Below are 21,681 nucleotides of genomic sequence, written 5' to 3'. Positions count from 1 at the left end.
GTTACTAGTTTCCTGAAATAAGTAAGCGTTGGGATTCTAAGCGTTTCCCTCTAGCATCAAGCAACATAACAGTGTAAATGCCAGATGGCAAGCCCAAGACATTGATGACCAAACCGTTGGTTAAGTTAGTATTTTTTTGAATCAAGGCCCCGTGACTGTTGTAAACCTGTACTATGCTGGCGTTAGCTGCTTCTGAAGCAGTAATGTGTACTTGCACCTGCGCCATCCCAGCTGTTGGATTCGGGTACATTTCCAGTGCTTTTGACTGCTTACTGATGGATACAGCAGCTACCGGCGAAAAGCTTTCATGGCCGTTGATGTCTACTTGCCGCAAACGATAGTAGAGCGTCGTCTTTCCTACCGTCGCAACGCTTTCATCTTGGAAACTGTACGCTTGGGTGCTGGCATTGGTACCAGCCCCTTTTACGGTTCCAATTGCCTCGAAGCCGCTGGTAGCCTGCACTGCCCGCTCCACTACAAAATGGCTGTTTCCTCGCTCAGAAGCCGTCTGCCAGCTTAGCACTACATCATTGCCACTTGCCTGTGCCCGGAAAGCCCGCAACTCCACTGGCAACGGCGCTGCCAATGGGACAATCGTTGTTGGAAAGCCCATTGGGCGGTCTTGGGCGAAGGCATAATAAATGCGGGTTTGGTCGAGGGCAGCAACCGCATTACTTACTTCTACTTCCACCCGCTGAAAATTTTGAGTAGTTCGGAAAAACACTTCCACCCGGCCATCAGATAGCAGGCCCTGCTGAAGCAGGCTGCCGGCGGCGGCCGTTTCCAACAGCTGGTCACCATTAGGCCCACCGTAGGTCCGGAGAGTGATGCCATTCAGTAGTTGCGTATTCAGTAAGCCAGCACCTTGGTTGAGCACTACGCCCGCAGCATTGCCAGCAACTCCCGTACCGTTGAGGTTTAGGCGTAGCGCCGACGATGTGAGAACCCCGGCCAAGCCAGTTCTAATCACGGCATAGTCGTTGGAGTTTAAATTGTTGTCGGCAGCACGCTCGGGGTTCAATACATTTACGTTGGCACACAGTACACACAGCACGCCATTCGACACGACATCAAACTGGTTAGCTCCACTGGAGAAATTCGACAGCACCGGGGTCTGGTCGCGGAATACACTAGGTTCTAGGCCAAATCCATAATACACGGCGAGGTTATCGAGGGCACCAACTGCGCTAGACCGTGTGAGTTGCACTTCATCAAAGCCCAGAGTGGTAGGAAAGCTGATATGTTGCTTACCATCAGGCAGTACGGTTACGTTCAGCAGTTGGCCGCCGGTGGCAGTTTCTTGGCGCACACCATTCTTGTAAGTAGTAAGCTGCAACCCCGCCAAGGCATTCACATCCAGCACGCCTTGCTGCCCTACCACAAATCCGGCCTGATAGCCAGCAGGTGCGGCCGTTTCCAGCTTCACTCGTAGCGTATTCGGGCAGCTCACTCCCACCAACGTGCTGAATGTAGCGTAGTTGCTTAAGTCTTGGTCGACGGCCCGCTCAGGATTAAGCACGTTGGAGTTGACACATACCTGCACATTGTTGTTATCAACAACAGCCGTGCTATAGCTTACGCCGGCTGTTGCCGTGGCAAAACGTGATACCACTCCACGGGCCGTTTCTACTACGTTGGCGTCTACCCCATAGGCATAGTACACGCGCACATCGTAGCTCAAATTGAGCACCGAATTCACTTCTATTTCTAGTTGGTCGAAGGTTTGAGTGGCTAAGAATTCCACTCGACCGGGGATAGTACTGCCTAGCGCGGCCAAAGCCAATGCGGTTACGTTAAGGGTTTGCTTAGGATTTGGGTCGCCAGTTAAGTAGGTGCGAAGTGTAATGGTTCCGATTGCAGACAAGCCAGTTGCCGCTCCAATTACCACCCCAGCCCGGTGGTTTTTGGGTACTGGCGCATCCATCTGCATCCGCAACGATACTGGAAAAAGATTAAGCGCCAGAATGGATGGGCGCAGGGTGGCATAGCTAGTAAAATCGGCATCCACTGCTCTAGCTTCATTTGTAATATTCCCACAAGCTAAGCTGAGCGAGCAAGCACGGCTGAAGGAAGAACGGCCGCTAGTGGAATAGTAAGCGGGACCTGTTTGGCTCTGAGCCCAACTTGGGAACAGAACTGACAAGCACAAAGCCAAAACACTGAAAATCTGGGGATAGAACATGCGTTTCATAGGAACGAGCTCTTATTGGTGGGAAAATGTTGGGTATATCTTCCATAAGTGCAATCAAGTTGCCAAATTACATTTCAAAACAAAGTGCATTGATAATCAATTGTTTAAATTCATTGTGAAATCTATATACTGTCCTTATATTAGATTCCCATTCCTAATTCGGGAAAAGATGGCAAAGCCCACATTTCCCTATTATACTCGCATCCTCGCTCTTTCCCATCTATTCTGCGCTATATAGACTCAACACCATCTAAAAGGCATTTCTCCCACCCCCAACTGCCAATGCCTTTATGATTATTCCTGCTATAGCCAGCCCAGCATCTTATCCACCTATGTCGGTTTCATCTCCACTCAACATCTTCGTAGTCGAAGACAACGCCTGGTATGGCGAGTTGCTTGAATATAAACTTGCCCAGAATCCTGACAACCAGATTCAGCGCTTCACTACCGCGCAGGCGTGCCTTGCGCACTTACACGAGCAGCCCGACCTTATTACGCTGGATTACAACTTACCCGACGGCAAAGGTGATGAAGTACTGCGCCAGATAAAAGAACGTCTGCCGGAAGTGGCCGTCATCGTTATTTCGGGGCAGGAAGACGTACGCACCGCTATTGGCCTGCTCCGACAAGGTGCCTACGACTATCTGCTGAAGGATGAGGAAACGGCCGACCGACTCTGGAACATGGTGGGCAATGTGCGTAAGCAGTTGCAACTGCGCCGTGAAAACGACCGGCTCCGCGAGCAAATTGGGCAGAAATACGACCCTGGACGCGCCATTTTGGGTGAAAGCTCCCAAATGCAGCATTTGGCTTCTCTAATAGACAAGGCAGCCCGCACCAACATCACCGTATCAGTTAGTGGTGAAACGGGCACTGGTAAGGAACTGGTAGCGAAGGCTATCCATTATAAGTCGGCCCGGCGCAATCGGGCTTTTGTGGCCGTAAACGTAGCTGCTATTCCGCACGAGTTGCTGGAGAGCGAACTATTTGGGCACGAAAAAGGCGCTTTCACAGGAGCTATCAGCCGCCGTATCGGCCGATTCGAGGAAGCCCACCAGGGCACCCTATTTCTCGATGAAATTGGGGAATTGTCATTAGACCTACAGGCCAAATTGCTGCGTGTTTTGCAAGAGCGGGAAGTGCAGCGAGTGGGAGGTGGCCAGCCGATTCCGTTTGATGCTCGCCTGATGGTGGCCACGCACCGCGACATTGCCGAGGAGGTGAAGCAGGGCCGTTTCCGCGAAGACCTGTATTACCGCCTTCTGGGGTTGCCTATTATGCTCCCGCCACTTCGTGAGCGGGGCGAGGATATTCTGCTGCTGGCTGATGCCTTTCTGCGAGACTTCTGTAGCCAGAATAAAATGGCGCATTATTCTCTCTCGGCAGAAGCGCAGGCAATGATGATGCAGTATCCCTTCCCGGGCAACGTACGTGAGTTGAAAGCAGTAGTGGAGCTAGCCGCAGTATTGGCTGAAGACGATACGATTCGTCCCCAAGACCTATCGTTGCGGGTGCAAGGCGCCAGCTCCAACACCTTAAACGCCACAGCCCCTATTGGCAACGAGCCATTACGGATACAGGTAGCTAACATCGTGCAGCGTTACCTCGACGCTTACCAAGGCAACATTCTGCAAGTAGCCGCGAAGCTGCAAATCGGCAAATCAACTATTTACCGCATGGCTCAGAATAATGAGGTACGCCTACGGTAGTTGAAACTAGTTGCTTTAAAGCAAACCGCTTTTTCGTGCGTCACCCAGTAACATTAGTCTGGTGCGCGGAAAAGCGGTTTTATTTTAGCGTATTTCGGGCCTTGCCTCTATTTTCAGCCATCTTGTTAGCTCTTACTCCAAACCCGCCTCTATATCGTAGTTGTAGATAATATGCTTTCTTTTTAGTGCATGCTATGACCTCTATTGCGTACCGCCAGCAGCAACGCCAGCTGCGACAGGCGCGTAGTGCCCACCGCACCGCTCAATTACAGCTTCAGGAACTGCGTGAACAGCTCCAGCAGCAACAAGAGGCGGCAGCGGGCCAGCTCAATGCCCTACTCCAAACCATGAGCGCCGGCATGCTGGCTCAGGATGAACACCTGCGTACGGTGCTCGTGAATCAGCGCTTTTGTGAGTTACTGGGCTTACCTGCGCCGGCTGCAACGTATGTGGGCACCGACCAGACTGAGCTCCTCACGCAAGTCGTTCCGTTTGCTCGCCCTGATGAAGCCCAACAGCAAGCCACAGAGGCTATGGCAGCGCAAGCGCGTCAGACAGATTTGGTTACGCTAACCAACAACACTATTCTGCAACGCGAATATCTGCCGCTTATGCAGGATGGGCGCACCGTCCTGCACTTGTGGAGCTACGAAGACGTAACGCAGCAGCAACGCATGTTGTCTCGTGTGCGAGAGCTTTCTCAACTAGCCGAATTCAGCCCAGCCCCTATTTTTTGCTTTGGGCAAGACGGACAAGCCCGGTACGCCAATCCAGCTGCCGAGCCGGTATTGCACACTCTGGCGCAGCCTCAGTGGCAGGCTGAACAAGAATTTCTGCAACGAGAAGTAGCTAGCACCTTGGCTAGCACTGCTACCAGCACTGTTGAGCGTAGCCTTAATGGTGCTCACTACCTCTGGACAGTGGTGCCGCTACCGGAAGAAGGCGCCGCCAATGTGTATCTAACCGATATTACAGCTCGGCGCCAAGCAGAAAAAGAACTGCGCCATAGCCAGTTGTTTGCGGCCCGCATTAACGATACTATTCCAGCCATCGTATTTCTGTTTGATGTACACGAAATGCGGATTTTGTACGCCAACCAGCAGGTAGAGCGTATTATGGGCTACACCGAGCAGCAACTGCTGGCTATGGGCAGTGAAGTAGGTCCGCAACTGCTAGATACTAATGGGCTACTCGTACTGGCGAACCTGCACGAGCAGATAGCTCCACTCACCGACGAGCAGAATGTAACCTACGAATTACGGGTCCGGCACCAACGAGGCAGCTGGCAGTGGCTGAAGATTCAGGGCTGTGTATTTATGCGCGACGCCAACGGCACCATTCGGCAGATGGTAGGCAGCGCCGAGGATATCACCGACCGTAAAGCCACCGAAGACTCGCTGCGCCAGATTCGGTTGTTGCAGGATCGGGTGGCGAACACAGTGCCTAACCTCATCTACATCTACGATTACGAAAAGCAGCGCAATGTGTACTGCAACCGCTACATCGAAACTATTACGGGCTACAGCCGAACCGAAATTCTGGCTATGGGTGCCGAAATGCTCCTTTCGTTGATGCCAGCAGCAGAAGCCGAGAAGTTGCGGCAACACGTCATAGAGATAAAGGAAGCAGCTGACGGCGAGGTTATTACCATGGAATATCACCTCACCCACGTCAACGGCTCGGTACGGTGGCTACGCATTACCACCACTCCTTTCGAGCGGGACGCTGAGGGGCGGGTACGCCAAATAGTAGGCACTGCTGAAGATATTACCCGCTGGAAAGTAGCCGACGAGCAGCGTCGCACTGCCAACCGCCGGTTGGCCGAACAGAACCGCCTGTTCCGGCAGGTAATTGATACCACCCCGCACCTTATCTACCTCAAAGACAGCCAGGACCATTACCTGCTGGCCAACCGAGCTACCGCCGAGCTGTATGGCATGACACCGGCCCAGATAGTGAACACCCAGTTGGGGCAGCGGCCGGTTAGCCTAGCTGACAGTCAGCGTTACCGCCTTCAAGATGAGCAGGTTATCCGGACCGGGCAGGAGATGGCGCAGGAAGAAACCTTCACCCGCCCCGACGGCACGGTACTGTGGTTCCACAGCATTAAGCGCCCCTTTGTATTGGCCGACGGCAGCGTGCAGGTGCTGGGCATCGATAGCAACATCACTGAGCTAAAGCGCACCCAGTTGGATCTGCGGGCCGCTAAAGAGGCAGCCGAAGAAAATGCCCTGGCCAAACAGAACTTTCTGGCCAACATGAGCCACGAAATCCGGACGCCGCTCAACGGCATATTAGGCATTGCTGGCTTGCTAGCTAAAACATCACTCGACGACCAGCAGAACCAGTACCTAGGTCACATTCGCCACTCCGCCGACCACCTATTGGTTGTCATCAACGACGTACTGGCTATGGCGCAGCTGAGTGCCGGCAAAGTGCGCACCGAAACCATTGCCTTCGACCTGCGCGACGTGTTGCAAGCCAGCCAGGAGTCGTTGCTGCCGCGCGCTCAGGAGAAGGGCATTGGCCTCATGCTTACCCTGCCCGCGCCAGAAGTACCCACTACTGTGTACGGCGACCCGTACCGGCTGCGCCAGGTGCTGCTGAATCTGCTTTCCAACGCCGTTAAGTTCACGGGGCTCGGGAGCGTACAGTTGGTCTGCCAGCCGCTAGGCACCGCACCCGACGGGCAGGCGCTGTTCCGGTTTATGGTGCAGGATACCGGCACGGGCATTCCAGCGCACCAGATTCAGGACATGTTTGAGCCATTCACGCAGGCCTCGGCCAGCACGGCACGTGAATATGGCGGTTCGGGGCTGGGTTTAAGTATTTCCCGCAACTTAGTGGAGTTGATGGGTGGCACTATGAGCGTTGAAAGTCAGCTTGATGTAGGCAGCACATTCAGTTTCACCTTACCATTCAAACTGGCTACGCCGGCTAACCGTGCTGAGCTGCCCGCCCAGCCCATTGACTATCGGTCCTTGGGGCCACGCCGGGTACTGCTGGCTGAAGACAACGCCATCAACCAATTTCTAGTTGAATCGTTGGTACGCAACTGGGGATGGACCGTTGATACGGCTGGCACAGGTCCTAAAGCCGTGGCGCTGTTCAGCCAGCAGAACTATGATGTGGTGCTTATGGACATTCAGATGCCCGGCATGGATGGTATAACAGCCACCCAACTTTTACGCCAACACCCAGATCCTGCCCGAGCTGCCACCCCTATTCTGGCCCTTACCGCCCATGCACTGCGCGGCGAAGAAGAGCAATATTTAGCAGCTGGTTTTTCGGGCTACTTATCAAAGCCATTTCGGGAGGAAGATTTATTCCAGGCTATTGGCAAATTACTGGGGCGGCGCCCAACGCTGCAGGCTGGCACTAGCACTCCAGTTCCGCAGCCGGAAGACAGCATGCTACTCTACAACCTAAGCGGCATCCGGCGGCTAGCTCACGGCAATGAAGAGTTTGTGCGGCGGCTAGCGCAGTTGTTTATCCAAACTACCCCACCCGCTGTGCGAGAACTGGAGCAGCACGCCGCTACCGGCAACTACCAGCAGTTGGGAGCAGTGGCGCACAGCCTGAAAAGCGCCCTCGATGGTCTGCACATTCAGCAGCTACACAACCCAATCCGCCACCTCGAAGCCTGCCGTGATACGCCCCTTCCCGCCGCTGAAATGGAGCAGCTGGTTGGTTTGGTGAAGGAAGTAACGGCACAGGTGATGGCCGGGCTGCGGCAGGACTTTCCGGGCTTGTAACTTAACGACAAATTATGCTTACCAAGCAGGTTGACACCCTCGTAATCGGGGCAGGGCAAGCAGGACTGGCAGCCGCGTATTACCTGCAACAGCACGGCGTGGAGTTTGTAGTGCTGGACGAGCGGCCGGCTGTGGGCGACGTCTGGGCCACCCGCTTCGAGGCCTTGCGACTGTTTTCACCAGCTTGGGCCAGCGGGTTACCAGGCTTTTCCTGGCCGGGATCGGCGCTACGTTACCCTACCAAAGACGAAGCGGCGGCCTATCTGCAAGCCTACGCCAACCATTTCCGGTTGCCAGTGCAGCTAGGCCAGCGCGCCATACAGCTCAGCTTCGCCAATGATGCCACTGGCTACCGCGTTGAAACAGCAGCCGGCACCACTTATCAGGCCCAACGAGTTATTATTAGTACGGGTGCGTATTCAGCTCCCAAGCAACCGGAGTTTGCCACCGGCCTGCCGCCACACGTGCAGCAGCTCCACAGCAGCCAGTATCACCAACCTCACCAGATTTCTGGTACCGGCCCGGTGGCCGTGGTAGGCAGCGGCAACTCGGCATTGCAGATTGCCGCCGACTTGGCTACCACCGGCCGTCCTGTATTCGTGGCGTTTGATGAGGCCGTGGGAGCTTTTCCCAACAACCAGCTGACGTGGGTGGTCCTCAAAAAAAGCGGCTTTCTAAGCATCCCGCGCGCCACCCTACTAGGCCGCCACATCATGCACCAGCCCGAGCCCGTGGTACGTGGCGACTTACAGCGCCTCAAGCAATTCCCGAATGCGCACTTCGTAGGCCGGGCCACCAGGGCTACTGCTGAGGGCGCACTAGAGGCCCAGCGCCAGAATACCCCACCTCTAGAAGCAGTGGTGTGGGCCACCGGTTTCGGCCCTGGTTTTCAATGGGTAAATCTGCCCATTTTCGAGCCCGACGGTACGCCCCGCCACCAGCGGGGCCTTACGGCAGCGCCGGGCGTAGCTTTTCTGGGCCTGCCTTGGCTGAACAACCGCAGTTCGGCCCTAATGGGCGGTGCCGGACCCGATGCCCGCTATGTGGTGGAGCACTTGCTGAAAAGCACATAATTATACTGCAACTAGTTAGCTGCTTTTGGGGTTAGCTTTACACATACCAACACCAAGTACTGCCGGGTATACCAATAGGGCTGGCTGTTGCGTTTCTTTTGTATCTCCTTAATTCAATTCTCATGTCTCTTCTAATTTTCTTAGGTATTGCATTGGCTACTGCCCTTCTTGCTCTCAATACATTCGACCAGTTGAAAGCTTCTTTGAAGCCAGTACCCGTACGCGCCAACAACGGCCGTTAAGTGCACCGGTTAACCGTTTAAAACGGCAACCATCAAAAAGCCCCGCCTGCATGCAGACGGGGCTTTTTGATGGTTGATATACTCGGGTTACGTTACTTGCTAGCGAATTACAAGCTTGCGCATCTGGCTGGCGTTGTCGCCTTCAAGCTTCACGTAATAAAGCCCACTGGCAAATTTGCTTAAATCCAGCGTTTTTGTAAACCGGTCGTTGAGTTCAGTAATGGCTTCGCGGTAGACCACGGAGCCAATTATGTTTAGCACACGCAGCTCTACTTTGCGGCCTTCGAAACCATTGATAGAAATATGAACAACCCCAGTGCTAGGGTTTGGATAAACTACCAAACTGCGCTCTTCGACGGGCTTAGCTACCGCCTGGGAACGTACGCCTGGCTTAGCTGCGTCGGCCGTCAGACTACCGCAAAGTAGACCCAAAGCCAGCAATAGTGTTGATAAAGAAGAGAGTACGCGTTTCATCATAGGGGGAATTAGAGCAGAAATAGCAGGGCGCTCAGACAGTTCTATAAAACGTTAGCTGTCCAATTTGGTTTGCAAAGATACCGGATGAATCTTAATTAGGAAGTTAAAATATAATACTTCTGGTAATAAACTGCTATTGCTGGCTTAATTTTCATTGTTTTACTGGACAAAATAAGTTGGACGTTCTCGTTATTGGTGGTGGACTAGGGGGCCTCACGGCAGCCCTCGATTTGACGGCCCGCGGCTACCGCGTAGTGGTGGTCGAGAAAAAGCAGTACCCCTTCCATCGGGTGTGCGGCGAGTATATATCCAACGAGGTGCTACCGTATCTGCGCCGCCTGCACGCCGACCCGGAGGTGCTGAACCCGGCCCGGATTACGCAGTTCATGGTGTCGTCGCCGGCGGGGCGCACGTTGTCGGTGCCGCTGGATATGGGCGGTTTTGGGGTGAGCCGCTTTACCCTCGACCAGCACCTGTTTCAGTTGGCCGAAGCGCGGGGCGTAACGGTGCTTCAGTTAGCCACCGTAGCTGCTCTAGCATACAACGCCGCCACCGATACGCACACCACCACCCTAGCTGACGGCCGCACTTTCACCACGCGGGCCGTGCTCGGTGCTTATGGCAAGCGGAGCGCCCTCGACCGGCAGCGGCCGTTTTTCCAGGCCCGCTCGCCTTACCTGGGGGTGAAATATCATTTGCGCCTCGATTTCCCAACCAACCTGATTGCGCTGCACAACTTCCCGGATGGCTACGCAGGAATTTCGGCGGTGGAAGATGGGCGCTACTGCTTCTGCTACCTCACCACCCGCCACAACCTGAAACAGCACGGCACTATTGCGGCCATGGAGCAGAACGTACTAGCAACCAACCCGCTGCTGCGCCGCATCCTTACCGAAGCCGAAGTATTGTATCCGCAGCCCGAAGTCATCAACGAAATATCCTTCGCCCCCAAAAGCTGCGTGGAAGACCACGTGCTGCTGTGCGGCGACGCGGCCGGCCTTATCACGCCGTTGTGTGGTAATGGCATGGCCATGGCACTGCACGGAGCCCAGCTAGCCAGCGCCCACCTCCACGATTTTCTGCAACACCGCACCAATCGCGCCACCCTGGAAGCCCGCTACCGCCACAGTTGGCACGCGCAGTTTGGGCGGCGGCTACAAGTAGGCCGCCTGATTCAGGGCTTGTTTGGCCGGCCGCTGATGAGCGAAGCCGTGGTGGGTGGCCTGCGCCACTGGCCCGGCGGCGTGCGGGCCCTCATGCGCCGCACCCATGGCGAGGCGAATTGGTGAACTAGTGAGGTAGCGAACTAGTGTGTTTGCCGTTCGACCGGCGCTACTCATGCAGATTCGCCTGTTAGATTCTAATCTCACGCCTCACTATTTCACCGCTCCACCATCTCACCGCGTCACTATTTCCGTATACTGCCTTTAATGATTAGCTACCTCAGTGCCATTGGCACGGCCAACCCCTCCCACCGTCTTCCACAAGCTCAAATTGGCGATTTCATGGCCCAGGCCTTGCAATTCGACGAGGCAGCTACGCGCAAACTGCGGGCTCTGTACCGGATGTCGGGCATTGAGCATCGATACACCGTACTACCGGATTACGGACGCCCCAACGGCGACTTCACTTTCTTCCCAAACACACCTGATCTAGAGCCTTTTCCGTCGGTAGGAACCCGCATGCAGGCGTATCGTCGCGAGGCGCTGCCGCTGGCGGCGGCGGCGGCCGAAAGCTGTTTGAGTCAGGCCCCCGAAATTCCGGCCAGTTCGCTCACCCACCTGATTTCGGTGAGCTGCACGGGCATGTACGCTCCGGGGCTGGACATTGAGCTGGTACACCGACTGGGGCTGCAACCCAACGTGCAGCGTACGTGCGTGAATTTTATGGGCTGCTACGCGGCCTTTAACGCCCTGAAACTGGCCGACGCCATCTGCCGGGCCGATGCCGATGCGCGGGTGCTGGTGGTATGTACCGAGCTGTGCACGCTGCACTTTCAGAAGCACCACGAAGAAGACCATCTGGTTTCCAACGCCTTGTTCGGGGATGGTTCGGCCGCGGCTTTGGTGCTGGGCCGGCCATCGGGCACACGGCCCCATCTGGCTTTAGAAGCGTTTCATTGTGGCTTGGAGCCCGATGGCCACGCTGACATGGCTTGGCACGTCAACGACTTCGGGTTTGAAATGACCTTGTCTTCGTATGTGCCGCGGCTGATTCAGAAGGGCATCCGCCAACTCACCGACGACCTGCTGCGTCGCCTACCCGTTAAGCTGACTGATATCAAACATTTCGCCATTCACCCCGGTGGGCGGCGCATCCTCGAAACCATCGAGCAGGAGCTGAACTTGACCCGTGCCGACAACGCGCCAGCGTACAAAGTGCTACGCGAGTACGGCAATATGTCGTCGGCTACAGTCCTGTACGTGTTGCGGGAGCTACTAGGTGGCTTTACGGCTGCTGATGCCGGAGCGCCGGTTCTTAGCTTCGCCTTCGGTCCCGGCCTCACGCTGGAAGCCATGCTGTTGCGGGTGGTGTGTTGATGGGTGGAATTGCGGCATTGCTTAATAGTTGAATTGTTGGAACACGTTGCGCTGAATACCAGCATACCAGCAGCAGTCAGACTATGCAGCCATCAACTATTGAACAATTCAGCAATTAATACCCAATGCCTGATTTTACGCGCCGTGCAACGGAAGAAGAGTTGATGGACGACCACTCGCTGGCCAATGATGCGTTGCGCCAGAACCTAGATGAGTTGGAAACCATCAACACGTGGCTGGGAGGATATGCGCCGGTGCTGGATGCGTTGGAACGTCTGCGGCCACAGTTTCCGGTGGGTCGCCCGTTGCGCCTCGCCGATTTAGGCAGCGGTGGTGGCGACACGCTTCGGAAAGTGGCGCGTTGGGCCCGCCAGCACCAGATTCCGGTGGAGTTGATCGGTATTGATGCCAGCCCGTTCATGCTGGAATACGCGGCCATTAAAGCCCAAAGCTTCCCGGAAATCAGTTTCCAGCAGCATGACATCTTCTCGCTGGAATTTCAGCGGCAGCCGTTCGATATCATCACGTGCAGCCTGTTCTGCCACCACTTCCCCGATGAAATTCTGGCGCCGCTATTAGCGCAATGCCAAACCCAAGCTAGCACTGCCGTTATCATCAACGATTTGCACCGCCACCCGCTGGCGTATTATAGCATTAAATGGCTGACGCGCCTGTTACGCGGCTCGTATCTGGTACAGAATGATGCTCCGCTATCAGTAGCCCGCTCCTTCAGCCGCCAAGACTGGCAACGCTTGCTCCAACAAGCCAATATCAGGCAGTATACCCTACGCTGGCGCTGGGCCTTCCGGTGGCAAGTTGTGATACGGTAAGACGGTGAGTTTGTGAAATGATGAGTCCGCTGCGCTATTTGCGCCAGTAGGCCCGCTGAAACATCAATCTCACCATCTCACAAGTTTACTACTTCACCATATAGCCGCCGCGGCGCGGAAGGTGTTGGCGTGGGCTTCTATAATGTCGGCGATGCGCGGGGAGTAGCCGCCGCCCATGCACACCACTACGGGCAGCTTGTGGCGGTGGCAGAGGCCTAGTACATACTCGTCGCGCTGGCGGCAGCCCTCCCGGCTGAGGGCGAGGTGGCCTAGCTTATCGGTGGCCAGCACATCAACGCCGCTGAGGTAGAACACGAAATCGGGCTGCACTTCGTCGAGTAGGCGCGGGAGCGTATTGTGGAGCAGCGTAAGGTAGGCGGCATCATCGGTGTTGTCGGGTAGGGGCAGGTCAAGGTCGGATTGCTCTTTGCGGTGCGGGTAGTTGCGGGCGCCGTGCATCGAGAAGGTGAACACGCACGGCTCCTGCTGGAAAATGCTGGCTGTGCCATTGCCCTGGTGCACGTCCAGGTCTACAATCAGTACTTTACGCACATTAAATTCCGGGTGAGCCAGTAGGTAATCAGCGGCGGCGGCTTGGTCGTTGAGCAGGCAGAACCCTTCGCCCCGGTTGCGGAAGGCGTGGTGCGTACCGCCCGCAATGTTGAGCGCAATACCGCTTTGCAGGGCGCGACGGGCACATTCCAGCGTACCGCCCAGAATAGTTACTTCACGTTCGATAAGCTGCGTACTCCACGGAAAGCCGGTGGCGCGCTCCTCCTGCCGGGTGAGGCCGCCGGTGCAGAGCCGCTGGTAATACTCCGCCTCGTGGGTGCGCAGAATATCGGTGGCGGGTGGCGCAACGGGCATGAAGAAGGCACTTTCCGGCACTGTGCCTTCGCGCAGTAGTTGCTCAGGCAACAGCTCATACTTCAGCATCGGAAAGCGGTGATTGTCGGGCAAGGGGTGTGCGTAGAGGGGTGCCCAGGCAATAGAGAGCATCTTACGTAGAGCTTAGAACTGAGATAAAAAGAGCTTAGCTACCCCAAGTTGTGGAGTGCTTGGCGGAGGTTCGCCCGTCAGCCTGTTTTTCAGCGGGATGATGGGCGGCTATATGCCACCGTTGGTATCCGCTGCTAGTTCGCCATATGGTATTGACAACGACCGATCAGCTGGCAAAAAAGCCAGTAAACTGGCAACGGCGCCACAACTTGCATCAGCTACACGGTTGGTTTTGCTTGGCAGGAAAGAGCTATCATCAAGTCTAAGGCCTGAATTCCCAGTTCTACTTTCTACACCCTTAAAAACGATAATAACCGTCTTCACAGACGGTTATTTCGGATTCGGGTGATTTGCGTGGGGCGTACTGGGCTCGAACCAGTGACCCCTACCTTGTCGAGGTAATGCTCTGAACCAACTGAGCTAACGCCCCGCAAATCGTCTGGCGGCGGCCGTAAAGAGCCAAAGATAGTAACTATTAGCAGAGATACTAGCTTATTCTTTAGAATTTATGGGTTACGAATACTTAGCCGGCGCAACTTTCCGGCCCGGTGAAAGTATAGGGGCTTAGCATCAACTAGCCAGCCCATATGTGGCTTCCTGGGTTTCGCCCCATTACTTACCCCTTATTCCCATGAAAAAACTACTTCTCTTACTTGCAGCATGCGGCGTTGGCTTCACAGCGTCGGCCCAGCAAAGCGTTGATGGAGTGCGCTCTTCCACCGATTATGCTCCTTCCACCAGTGACTCGCGCAACAATGGCTTCGGCATTAAAGGTGGCTTCAACCTGGCTGATATCCGGGGCGGCAACCGCGACACGTACGAAGATGCGCTGTCAAATTTGAAAACTTACCACGCCGGTTTGTACGCTCAGTTTGGCTTAAACGACAAAGTTTCCATCCAGCCGGAAATCCTGTTTTCCCGCAAAGGCTACGACGACACGCAAGTTCCATTAGGTGGTGGCTCGACGACTACGCGCGAAACCCGGCTGGACTACATTCAGGTGCCCGTGCTTTTCGTGTACAATTTCCTCGACAACGTGAGCGTGCACGTAGGGCCACAGGCGTCGCTGTTGGTACGGGTGAAAGATGCTGGAGCCGAGAAAAGCATTTCCAGCGCCGGCCTGCATAGTCTCGATTATGGTGTGGTGGGTGGCTTGGAAGCCCGCATAGGACCCGCCCGCGTGGGTGCGCGCTACGATTTGGGCTTGGCCGACATCTATAAAGATTCTGCTACTGCTGCCCGAGTGTACAAAGACGTGAAAAACGGTGTTTTTCAGGTGTATGTAGGCGTTGGGTTCACCAACTAAATCTATTTCTGCGGGTTTACTACTATCAGAAAAGGGAGGCCAATGCGGCTTCCCTTTTTAGTTTTTAGCTGTTCCGCAAACTATTGTACCTTATGACATTCCTCTTGCTTGATTCATTACCCACCATCAATCAGGCCCGTGAGCTGCTGGCCGAGCGGGGCATGGCGGTGCTGGGGGCATGGGCACTGCTCAATCTGCTGGTAAGTGGCTACCAAGTCAACCAATCAGGCGTACATACCGAGGAAGTATATTTCCACCGGATGAACCTGGGTTGGAACCTCGTGAATGTGGCGCTGGCAGTGTGGGGCATGCTCCGGGCGCAACCTAACCACGTAGAAGGCCTCACGTTACCCGACAGCTTAACTGCGCAATTTACCTTCGAGAAAATCCTGCTTTTCAATGCGGGCCTCGATGTAGCGTACGTGTGCATTGGGAGTTGGCTGCGGGCGCGGGCGGCCACGGCCAACAAGCTACCGGAGCGCCTGCTAGGTTTCGGCCGTTCGTTGTGGCTGCAAGGCGGATTTCTATTTGTATTTGACGTAAGCTTTTACTTGGTGTATCACCAGCAGGCCAGCCGGCTGCTGGAGTTGCTATACTAAAGTGGTTTTAGAACTAGCTCACCCGGTTTAACGGTTTTTCGGCTGTCGGGCCGGTTATGAAATACTACCCTTACTAGGTAGCAGACGACAACTAGCCCGACGGCCGAAAAGCCGTCAAACCGGAGCAACTGTACCGAGCTGCATTGTTTAGGAATCCGCTACGGCTCTATGCTACGCAGTCTTGACTTTTAATAAGTCATTAAATGCAAAAGGCCCCACCGTTGAGCCGGCGGGGCCTTTGCTATGGAACCCAACGGCTTAGCTGCGGGATGCGTGAGTGCCTTCCAGAATTTCTTCTACAATCTTCTTATTGAAGGCTGGAATATCGTTGGGGTTGCGGCTGGTAATAAGGCCTTTGTCCACTACCACTTCCGAGTCTTCCCAGTGGGCACCAGCGTTTTTGAGGTCGGTTTTGATGCTGGGGTAACTGGTCATTTTCTTGCCATGCACGAGGCCAGTTTCGATGAGCGTCCAGGGGCCGTGGCAGATGGCAGCTACTACTTTGCCGGAGCGCATAAACTCACCTACAAAGTTCACCACGTCTTGCTCGACGCGCAGCTTGTCAGGGTTGATTTGGCCGCCGGGCAGTACCAGCGCATCGTAGTCGGCTACGCGGGCGTCGGTTATTACCTTGTCTACGTCCACTTTGTCGCCCCAGTCGGTTTCATCCCAGCCTTTAATGGAGCCGCTTTTTAGGGAAATGACGTGCACTTCGGCACCTTCATTTTCTAGGTATTTCTTGGGTTCGGTGAGTTCCACCTGCTCGAAACCGTCGGTGGCAACAATGGCTATTTTTTTTCCTTTGAGTTTGTCGCTGCTGAAGATGCTCATGATGATCGGGAGGTAAAAAGAAAAGGGGCTGCGGGTCTATCCCGGCCCCTTTTTCAATACGCCTAGCCTCGGCAGTGGGTTCTGATTTTACTGCTTTCGGCCCGAGTTATGCACGCCAGCGGCGCTATTCTTTGCGCAGCTGCTTGAGTGTTTTGCGCAGGTACTTCACCCGCTCATCAAACCCATCGGCATCATACTGCACTTCTTCCACATCCAACTCTTCCAGCATGTCCATCAGGGCATCGGAATGCTCGGAGCGGGTGGCGGATTTCACGCTTACAAACGCCATTTCCGACCACAGCAACGCCTTGAGGCGCTGTCCGTCTTCGCTAAGCATCTGCATTTCCACTACTAGGTTGGAGTTGTCGAAATGAATGAGCTGGGTACGAATTAACACCCGCTCGGCGTGTACTGCCGGGCGCAAGTAGCTGAGGTGGTGCTTGGTAATCACCCAGGCCGAGCCCTGCTCACGAGCCAGCTCGCCGAGGTTGAGGGAGTAATGTTGGGTGGTGTGCTCTTCACGAGCGTTGAGGAAGTAATCGAGGTAGCGGGCGTTGTTGAGGTGGCCCAGCATGTCGCAATCCTGGAAATGGACGCGGTGAGTGGTTTCGGGAGTGCGTAGTAACGCCATAAAGGGGGCAATGGTCAGACAGGTCCATACCTCGAACCTTACTCGTTTGTTTTACAGCCCCAGCCAGCGGGTGATATTCGCTGGTTAGGCAGCACCACTAAAAATGAACTGACGTCAGATTTTGTACACGTCGGCAGTTACTTGGTGAGGGGCAGGTTTGCGGGCATCCGTTGGACTGTCGAACACGATGAGCACGTGCTGGTCGTCGAGCAGGGCCATGCCTTCGGCCTTGTCCTGGCCGGCGGTAGCACCAAACCCGTGCGGCACGTCGAAGAGGCGTTGTAGCTTATCGGAACCGATGAGGCTATCTTGTTCGCAACGCAGAGCATCGGGCCAGCAATACACGGCGATGGTGCCGTCGAGGTCCATGGTGGGGCCGGCCAGGAGCAGCAAGTCGGAGCCACGCTGGCGCAATTCCCGCACGCCCATACCGCCCAAATCCAGGAAATGCTTTTTGTAGTACTTCTGGGTGGCACCCGGCACTTTATCGAGGCGCAATCGGCCGTGCTTGTCTTCGCAGGGCTGTAGCTCCAGCACCACCGCCCAACCGCGTAGCACTGGCCCACGCAAGCCCACAAACAGCCGTCCGTCAGGAGCAATAGCCAGCCCTTCAATATCAAAGCCGTTGTCTTTGCCCGGAATCTGCATGAAAGGTTTCAGGTGCGGGTCCTCGGCCAGCAGTTCCAGTAAGTCGTTGGTGGTGTCGGTGCCACGGAGTTGGGCAGCGCACAAGGTTTTGGTGGGGTCGGTGGGGTGCGGGGCCTCGCGCTGTAGCTCATAGTCGCCGGTGGTAGGGTTGAGCAGCATCGGAATCCGAGCCAGTAGGTAGCGGCTGGGTTCTTCTTTCACTTCTGCTAGCCGGGAAATTTGGTGGGCAACGTCCTCGTCGTCGGGCTTGGGCTGCTTGCGTTTGCGGCTGTGCGAGCCAATCACCCACAGATAATGCTCGGCCTCGGCCATGCCTTCGATGTCAATTTCCACTTCGCCATCATCACCCAAGTCGAGCAACTCCGCCAGTTCGTAGCGGCAATGGGCACTTAGCTCGTGCGCGCCCGTCAGGCGCAGCCGCTCAATACTAGTCCGCTCATCACAGCTCATCCACACATTGTTGCCGGTACGCAGCACGGTGGAAAGCCCGTCGCGGACGTGTTTGCCGGCTTTGTTTACGCTCAGCTTAGGATTGAAATGCAGCAGATAGGATTGGTGGCGCATGCAGAAGAGGCGGTTGTTGGGTACGCCAACGGCCACGCCCCCCGAAATGTTATGGCCGTTACTTATTGGTTACAGCCTTGCCGCAGCTTGTTTAGTTGCGCTACCAAGTTCTTTACCACAGCCTCATCAGTGGTATAGAGTTGCAGCTCAGAGTTGGTAGTGCTGTTTTTCTTTTGCCGCTTGATTTGAATTTCATACAACGCTTTCGAGTCTTTGTCATCGGAGCGGGCATAGCTCACGGCCGTAACGTCCGACCACTCAAAGTCCATTTTCAGTTCGAAAAACCCGTTACTAGAACTTACCGCCCACCCCGATTTGCCGCTAGCAAAGCTCATGGCCAATGGGTTATCCAAGTTCACGTCCGCGTCCCGGTCGCGGATAATTTGCTGAACATGGCAGCTGTTCAAGGCAATCAGCACGTCCTGCTTGGGCTTGGCCGGGTCGCGCATCAATTGGTTGAGCTGCCGGGCCAGCGCCAGTTGCTTGGGAGCGGCAGACATGGTTTGGGCCGGGGCGGTGTAGCCTAGCAGCAAGGCAACACTCAGCAAAACGAAGCTTTTTTTCATGACGCAGGGGATTGAGGTGAATACCAGCTACACGCTGTTGCTACCTCAGATGTGGCTGCTACCAAAAGGGTTGCCCGCGCCCGAACGGTTTTGCATCAGTTGCCTTTGCGGCTTTGCATTTGCGCCTGCATCTGGCGCTGCTTGGCTTTGAGCTGCTGATATTGCGTGGGCGTCAGCACCTGTTGCATCTGCTTATCAGACGAGGCGTTAATGCGCTTCAACTCGGTCATCAGAGCAGGGCGGTTACCAGCATACTGCTTCTGAGCGGTGTTAGCCTGCTCTGCGGTGCTGCTCAGGATGGCCCGCACCTTCTGCTGCTGGTCGGGGCGTAGCTTCAGCTCATCGGTCATTACATCGGCCAGGTCGCGGGCGGCGGTGGGGGCTACAGTGGGGGCCGGCGCCGGTGCTACTGTCACGGATTTAGCTTCGGGAATATTCTTGTTGCGGCGGGCACAGCTGAAGGTGGTGGCCGTCAGCAGAGAAAGGGCGAGTAAGGAGTGTGAGAGGCGCATGGGGCAAAAATAGGTGAACGTGCAACCCCATACGCGAAAACCGCGCCGTCCGGCTATTTCGGCCGCGGCTACCCATGCACAACGTGGCCCCGACCCGTACCGGCGGCGGCAGTTCCGGCAGCCCCAGTGGTTTTCAGTTGCTGCGCGGTATGGTGGGCCAGCGCCATAACGGTAAGCATGGGGTTGGCGCCGCTGCACGCCGGAAACGCCGAGGCATCGGCCACGAATAGGTTACGCACCTCATAGGTTTCGCCGGTGGGGCTGGCGGGGTGCGTGGCGGGGTCGCCACCCATGCGGCAGGAACTCATCTGATGGGCGCTGTAAAGGCCGAACTGGTTGGGCTTCCAGCTTAGGTGCGGCAGCTGGTCGAGCACGGCGGGGTTCTGTAGCTGGCCCTGCTTGGCGTGCAAGGTGGGCAGCGTACCGTGGGGCAGAAAGATGGTGTGCGCTCCGGCCGCGGCATGGATTTCGGCGGCTTTTCGTACACCCGTCAGCATGTTGGCGCGGTCATGTTCGCTCAGCGCATAATCAATCAGGGCTTGTCCGTGCCGGTCGATGCTGACGCGGCCCCCGTCCCTGTCCCGCGTCAGGACAATGAACGAACCCAGATGCGCCGCCTGCTGCATCAGCTGCTTGTGCTGCGCCCCCGACAGCCACGGCAGCACCATGCTCATCAGGCCGGTATGGGCGGGCGGGGTTTCCAGCTTCACGCCGTAGTTGGTGCCATTGAGGCGGGTAAAACTGTCGTTGACCACCGACATGCTCGGCCCGAACCACGGGTTCATGGCCTGCTCGTACAGTGCTGATACCACCACCGTCGGGTGCAGATTAAGGTGACGGCCTAAATGTGGATGCCGCAGGCCACTTCGCAAGAGCAGCGCCGGCGTCTGGATAGCACCGCCTGCCACTACTACCCTCTGGGCCTGCACCGTCACGCGCACCTGGTGGCCATCGGAAGTGGTGTGCACGGCTTCGGCTCCGGTAGCGCGGCCGGCGGCTATGGTTACGCGCTCCACCTGCGTATCGGCTAGCAAACGGGCACCGTGCTCAAAGGCCTGCAACAAATAGGTGTTCAGAGTGCCTTGCTTGATGCCGTACGCGTCGCCGAGGCTGCTGTAGCCGAGGGCGCGGAAGTGGCTTTCGGAGTCGGTGAGGTTTTTTTCGTTGCGCGGAATCAGCTTCACCTCCTGCCCCAGCTTGCGGGAGCCGTCCCAGAGGGCTTGGTTCTGGCCGTTGTGGCGCGGGTAGTCGGTGTTTACGCTCAAGGCTCGGCTTACAGCGTCAAGGCTTTGCTGAAATGCTGATGACGTGAAATGCGGTGCTTGGTGTTCCTGAGCCCATTCCGCCAATACGTAGTCGGGGGTACGGAAGGCGCCGGCCCAGTTGACGGTGGTGCCGCCGCCGAGGCAGGAGCCCGCCAGAAGCCCGATGCTGCCATCTTGGGTGCTTAGGGTGCCTTTGCCGTCGTAGAGCTTGCCCAGCATATCCACTTCGCGCTGTGTGAAGTCGCAGCCGTGGCAGTAGGGCCCTTTTTCCAGCACCAGCACATCATAGCCGGCGGCGGCCAATTCGCCGGCTACTACCCCGCCGCCCGCGCCGCTGCCAATCACTAGCACGTCGCAGTGGTAGGTTACGTCCTGGCTGGGGCGCAGGGTTCGGATGGGTTTAGGGGCATCCACCACCGCATCGGCAGGCAAGGGGCCCGTATAGCCGATACTTTCCCACACCGGGTTACCGGCTTCGGCGGTGGAGCCGCCGTAGTACAGGAACGTGAACAGCTTGCGCAGCGCTTGGAAACCTTTGCGCAGCTGTGGTATGTTGCTGTGGGCCCAGCTTTGCAGCAGCTTCTCGCGTTGAGCGGGCTGCAACCGGGCAAATGGCCGCAGCGGCCCAAACCACGTTAAACCCAGCGTAGGCGTGTCCAGCAAGCCCAGCAGCTTCATAAACTCTGCCCGCGCTGCGGCCGGCTGCTCGTTCAGAATATCCCCTATCTGCTTGATATTCAACCCATCCGAGCCCCTGCGGCGCCAATACGCGGCCTGTTCGGCGGGGCCCTCCAGGCTGGGTATAAAGGTATCGGCGAGGGCGCGGAGCGTTTCGCGCTGGACTTCGGTGAAGGTCATACGGGCTTGAACGAGGCGGGTGGGAACGACGCGGCCGGCTGAGGCCACTTCACCTGGAAAATATCGGGATTTTTCCGCAAAATTA

The 21,681-nt window shown here is 56.1% G+C and carries 17 protein-coding genes and 1 tRNA gene; 8 read left to right on the top strand and 10 right to left on the bottom strand.

Features of this window, described 5'->3' with window-relative positions:
- Positions 1–4 precede the first annotated feature (4 nt).
- Entirely contained in the window at positions 5–2,008 is a 2,004-nt protein-coding gene (locus G536_RS30150; RefSeq protein ID WP_022821801.1) for a T9SS type A sorting domain-containing protein, read from the bottom strand.
- Positions 2,009–2,523: 515 nt separating this feature from the next.
- Between G536_RS30150 and G536_RS0101465 the strand changes: the two genes are divergently transcribed.
- From G536_RS0101465 to G536_RS0101455, 3 genes are all read left to right on the top strand, one after another.
- Complete coding sequence (locus G536_RS0101465; RefSeq protein WP_022821800.1) at positions 2,524–3,900, top strand: sigma-54-dependent transcriptional regulator; 1,377 nt, start codon at positions 2,524–2,526, stop codon at positions 3,898–3,900.
- A gap of 194 nt (positions 3,901–4,094) precedes the next feature.
- On the top strand, positions 4,095–7,655 hold the full coding sequence (locus G536_RS0101460) for a PAS domain S-box protein (protein WP_022821799.1): 3,561 nt from the start codon (positions 4,095–4,097) through the stop codon (positions 7,653–7,655).
- A 14-nt stretch (positions 7,656–7,669) separates the two neighbouring features.
- Positions 7,670–8,728 carry a flavin-containing monooxygenase gene (locus G536_RS0101455; RefSeq protein WP_022821798.1) on the top strand — a complete coding sequence of 353 codons (1,059 nt, stop codon included), beginning with the start codon at positions 7,670–7,672 and terminating at the stop codon, positions 8,726–8,728.
- Positions 8,729–9,069: 341 nt separating this feature from the next.
- Here G536_RS0101455 and G536_RS0101450 read toward each other — a convergent pair whose 3' ends face one another.
- Entirely contained in the window at positions 9,070–9,447 is a 378-nt protein-coding gene (locus G536_RS0101450) for a T9SS type A sorting domain-containing protein (protein WP_084708443.1), read from the bottom strand.
- A gap of 176 nt (positions 9,448–9,623) precedes the next feature.
- On the opposite strand from G536_RS0101450, the gene G536_RS0101445 reads away from it, so the two are divergent.
- The 3 genes from G536_RS0101445 (at position 9,624) to G536_RS0101435 (ending at position 12,817) form a co-directional block, all read left to right on the top strand.
- Positions 9,624–10,736 (top strand): NAD(P)/FAD-dependent oxidoreductase, encoded by a 1,113-nt coding sequence (locus G536_RS0101445; RefSeq protein ID WP_022821796.1) that lies wholly within the window; start codon positions 9,624–9,626, stop codon positions 10,734–10,736.
- Between the two features lie 141 nt (positions 10,737–10,877).
- The gene (locus G536_RS0101440) at positions 10,878–11,987 is read left to right on the top strand and encodes a type III polyketide synthase (protein ID WP_022821795.1); all 1,110 of its coding nucleotides are present in this window, start codon (positions 10,878–10,880) and stop codon (positions 11,985–11,987) included.
- 125 nt (positions 11,988–12,112) lie between these two features.
- Positions 12,113–12,817 carry a methyltransferase domain-containing protein gene (locus tag G536_RS0101435; RefSeq protein ID WP_022821794.1) on the top strand — a complete coding sequence of 235 codons (705 nt, stop codon included), beginning with the start codon at positions 12,113–12,115 and terminating at the stop codon, positions 12,815–12,817.
- Positions 12,818–12,910: 93 nt separating this feature from the next.
- Here G536_RS0101435 and G536_RS0101430 read toward each other — a convergent pair whose 3' ends face one another.
- Both G536_RS0101430 and G536_RS0101425 read right to left on the bottom strand, forming a co-directional pair.
- On the bottom strand, positions 12,911–13,816 hold the full coding sequence (locus G536_RS0101430; RefSeq protein WP_022821793.1) for a histone deacetylase family protein: 906 nt from the start codon (positions 13,814–13,816) through the stop codon (positions 12,911–12,913).
- 355 nt (positions 13,817–14,171) lie between these two features.
- A tRNA-Val gene (locus tag G536_RS0101425) sits at positions 14,172–14,246 on the bottom strand.
- 201 nt (positions 14,247–14,447) lie between these two features.
- Between G536_RS0101425 and G536_RS25740 the strand changes: the two genes are divergently transcribed.
- Together G536_RS25740 and G536_RS25735 are read left to right on the top strand one after the other, a co-directional pair.
- Complete coding sequence (locus G536_RS25740; protein ID WP_022821792.1) at positions 14,448–15,122, top strand: porin family protein; 675 nt, start codon at positions 14,448–14,450, stop codon at positions 15,120–15,122.
- Between the two features lie 92 nt (positions 15,123–15,214).
- Entirely contained in the window at positions 15,215–15,721 is a 507-nt protein-coding gene (locus G536_RS25735) for a DUF6992 family protein (protein ID WP_022821791.1), read from the top strand.
- 258 nt (positions 15,722–15,979) lie between these two features.
- On the opposite strand, the gene G536_RS0101410 is transcribed toward G536_RS25735, so the two are convergent.
- From G536_RS0101410 to G536_RS25730, 6 genes are all read right to left on the bottom strand, one after another.
- A complete protein-coding gene (locus G536_RS0101410) occupies positions 15,980–16,552 on the bottom strand; it encodes a type 1 glutamine amidotransferase domain-containing protein (protein WP_026879740.1) in 573 nt (190 codons plus the stop codon).
- A 124-nt stretch (positions 16,553–16,676) separates the two neighbouring features.
- Entirely contained in the window at positions 16,677–17,183 is a 507-nt protein-coding gene (locus G536_RS0101405; protein ID WP_022821790.1) for an acyl-CoA thioesterase, read from the bottom strand.
- 114 nt (positions 17,184–17,297) lie between these two features.
- Complete coding sequence (locus G536_RS0101400; RefSeq protein ID WP_051166853.1) at positions 17,298–18,395, bottom strand: DUF3616 domain-containing protein; 1,098 nt, start codon at positions 18,393–18,395, stop codon at positions 17,298–17,300.
- A 62-nt stretch (positions 18,396–18,457) separates the two neighbouring features.
- Positions 18,458–18,961 (bottom strand): hypothetical protein, encoded by a 504-nt coding sequence (locus G536_RS0101395; RefSeq protein ID WP_022821788.1) that lies wholly within the window; start codon positions 18,959–18,961, stop codon positions 18,458–18,460.
- Positions 18,962–19,056: 95 nt separating this feature from the next.
- Complete coding sequence (locus G536_RS0101390) at positions 19,057–19,473, bottom strand: hypothetical protein (RefSeq protein WP_022821787.1); 417 nt, start codon at positions 19,471–19,473, stop codon at positions 19,057–19,059.
- A gap of 68 nt (positions 19,474–19,541) precedes the next feature.
- The gene (locus tag G536_RS25730; protein WP_022821786.1) at positions 19,542–21,596 is read right to left on the bottom strand and encodes a GMC family oxidoreductase N-terminal domain-containing protein; all 2,055 of its coding nucleotides are present in this window, start codon (positions 21,594–21,596) and stop codon (positions 19,542–19,544) included.
- Between the last annotated feature and the right edge of the window lie 85 nt (positions 21,597–21,681).

The organism is Hymenobacter norwichensis DSM 15439 (assembly GCF_000420705.1).
Lineage (GTDB): Bacteria > Bacteroidota > Bacteroidia > Cytophagales > Hymenobacteraceae > Hymenobacter > Hymenobacter norwichensis.
The sequence above is the reverse complement of the archived record's forward strand: the minus strand, read 5'-3'. Positions and strand labels throughout refer to the sequence as shown.